Source organism: Streptomyces sp. NPDC059256, assembly GCF_042753785.1.
Taxonomy (GTDB): Bacteria; Actinomycetota; Actinomycetes; order Streptomycetales; family Streptomycetaceae; genus Streptomyces.
In genome coordinates this window covers 1-3,010 of record NZ_JBHYZO010000050.1, presented here as the reverse complement: position 1 = coordinate 3,010, position 3,010 = coordinate 1, and the positions used below count along the sequence as shown (strand labels likewise).

Below are 3,010 nucleotides of genomic sequence, written 5' to 3'. Positions count from 1 at the left end.
GCCTTCGGCGACCAGTCGCCAGAGGTCTTCGGGTGAACGCACGCCTCCGGGATAGCGGCAGGCCATGCCCACGACCACCACCGGATCCCCGTCCCTGGATTCGAAGTCGCGCAATTGCTCACGTGCCTGTTGCAGGTCGGCCGTCACACGCTTGAGATAGGACCGCAGCTTGTCTTCTGTGTTCATCGAGTCGAAGCCTCTCTGCCTCAGGCGATGCCGAGTTCGTTGTCGATCAGGTGGAACATCTCGTCATCGGTGGCTGACGCGAGGTTGTTGGCACGCGAATCCGACGCCGTGTCACCGGCGGAGTGCAGGTCGAGCAGTTTCCGGAGCTGTTCGGTGAACACGCGTCGGGAACTCTCCGAGGCTGTGTTCAGTGTGCTCTCGATCCGGCTGAGCTCGGCGAGGAGCACACCTTCGTCCCGAGAACTCCGCTCACCGAGTCGCTCCTTGAGATAGGCGGCTACGGCCGCCGCGCTCGGGTGGTTGAAAGCCAGGGTCGCGGGCAGCCGCAGCCCTATCGCTGCCCCGAGCCGGTTGCGGAAGTCCACGGCGATCAGCGAGTCGAACCCGAGTTCCTTGAGCGCGCGGTTCGGATCGATCTGCTCGCCTGTCACATGGCCGAGGGCGGTCGCGATGTGTACGCGCACCAGGTCGAGCAGCAGTTCGTCCCGCTCCTCGTCCTTGGCCTCGGCGAACCGCTTGGTCCAGCCGTTGCTGCCGGTGTCTGTGGCCCGCCTGACAGAGCGGGGCGCCAGGTCACGAAAGAGCGTTGGCAAGGATCCGTCCGCGACGTGACGGCGCAGTGTCGCCTGGCTCAGCGGCGCCAGCATCAGATGGGGCTCCCGCTCGGTCTCAAGCGCGGCATCGAACAGGGCCAGGCCTTCCGCCACCGACATCGGCGCCAGCCCGGTGGTGTCGAGTCGGTCGAGGTCGGTTTCGCTGAGTGTGTTGGTCATGTCGCTGGTGTCGGTCCAGAGTCCCCAGGCGAGGCTGGTGCCGGGTAGGCCGTGTGTTCGGCGGTGGTGGGCGAGGGCGTCGAGGTAGGTGTTGGCGGCGGCGTAGTTGGCCTGGCCGGGGGTGCCGAGGGTGCCGGCGGCGGAGGAGAACAGGATGAATGCGGCGAGGTCGGCGTCCTGCGTTAGCTCATGCAGATGCCACGCAGCGTCGACCTTTGGGCGCAGCACCTCGTGGAGCCGGTCTGCTGCGAGGTTGACGACTGTCGTATCCCGCAATACTCCGGCCGTGTGGATGACGGCGGTGAGGGGGTGCTCGGCTGGTACGTCCGCCAATACGGAGCCGAGCGCGTCCCTGCTACCGACATCGCAGGCGACGACGGCCACCTGAGCGCCCAGCGCGGACAGTTCCGTGCGAAGTTCTTCTGCTCCGGGAGCCTCGGGCCCCCGACGACTGACCAGGAGCAGATGGCGGGCGCCGTGCTGGGCGACCAGGTGCCGAGCCGTGTGCGCGGCGAGGGTGCCGGTACCGCCAGTGATCAGGACAGTGCCGTCCGGGTCGAGCCGGCGGCCGGCGCCCGGCGTCGTGGCCGTACGGCCAAGCCGGGCGGCCAGCGGCACCCCGTCGCGCAGGGTGATCTGCGTTTCGTCGCTGTTGCGGAACGCCGCGATGGCCGTTTCGATCGCGTGGACGGAAGCTTCGGCCCCGTCGAGGTCGAGGAGGGCGAACCGGCCCGGGTGTTCGGATTGCGCGGACCTGATCAGGCCCCGTACCGCCGCGGCGGGCAAATCGGATACCCGGTCCGACGGCGCCGTGGCGACAGCGCCCCGGGTGAGGATCACCAGGCGCGACTCTGTGGTGGTCTCCTCGGCTAGCCAGCGCTGCACGAGTTCCAGCGCGCCTTCGGTCAGCCTGTGGACCTCCGCTATGGGATCGGCTTCGCCGTCGGCCTGGAAGCAGGCCACCATCGTTTCCGGTACGGCCGATCCCTCTGCCGGTTCGGAGGGGTCGTTGTACGCGGGAGCCAGCCCCGTGTCGAACACGTCCTCGCCGAGTAGTGCCGTGGCCTCGACGGCGGAAGTGGGCTCGGCCTCGGCGGGAAGGAGTTCGCTCCAGCGAAGACCCAACAACTGCTCATGCCCAGCGGCCAGGCGAGCCGGATCGACCGAGCGCGTGGCGAGCGCTTCGACTGTGATGACCTGGCGGTTCTCGGCGTCCACACCGACGAACGCGAGCGTCGACTCGTCTGCCATGGAGATCCGAACGCGCAGGCTCCGTGTACCGGTACCGTGCACGCCGACTCCGGACCATGAGAACGGCAACTGAAGACTCTCGTCCGGCGCGCCCGGGCCGGCGGCGAGCCGCACGTGCAGCGCAGCGTCGAGGAGTGCGGGGTGAATGGCGAATCCGTCGGCGTCCACGTCTTCGGGCAGCTGGACCTCGGCGTGGAGCACGTCGCCCTCGCGCCACGCTGCCTGGAGCCCCTGGAAAACAGGCCCGTAGTCGTAGCCGCGCTCGGCCAGCCGCTCGTATAGACCGTCCAGCGGCACCGGGTCCGCGGCGGGCGGCGGCCACGCCTCCTCGGTCGACCTCTCCAAAGCCGTTGGCGACAGCGCACCGGTCGCGACGCAGATCCACTCGGCATCCTGATCCCCGACGAGTGACGAGTGGATGGTGAACACACGTCGCCCCTCTTCGTCGGGTGCGTTGACCTGCACTCGGAGCTCCGTGCTGCCCTTTGCCGGCAGAGTCAGAGCACTCTCCGATGTCAGATCGTCCAGCCGCTCGCAGCCGACGTGCGCGCCTGCGTGCAGGGCGATGTCGACCAGGGCGGCGCCAGGCATGAGCACTGTCCCGAAGACGGCGTGGTCGGCGAGCCAGGGGTGCGTGGCTGTGGAGACTCGTCCGGTGAGTACCAGCCCCTGACTTCCGGGGAGTTCGACGACGCCGGTGACGATCGGGTGGTTGGTTTGGTGGGGGTGGGTTGGTGTTGGGGTGGTGGGGTTGAGCCAGTAGTGGTGGTGTTGGAAGGGGTAGGTGGGGAGGGTGGTGT

2 protein-coding genes are annotated in these 3,010 nt (G+C 68.3%); both read right to left on the bottom strand.

Annotated elements, in window-relative coordinates; all coding sequences use genetic code 11:
• On the bottom strand, positions 1 to 186 hold a 186-nt coding region (locus tag ACFXJL_RS34730), incomplete at its 3' end, for a polyketide synthase docking domain-containing protein (RefSeq protein WP_384699472.1).
• A 20-nt stretch (positions 187 to 206) separates the two neighbouring features.
• Positions 207 to 3,010, bottom strand: a 2,804-nt coding sequence (locus tag ACFXJL_RS34725; protein WP_384699469.1) for a type I polyketide synthase, incomplete at its 5' end; no start/stop codon positions are given.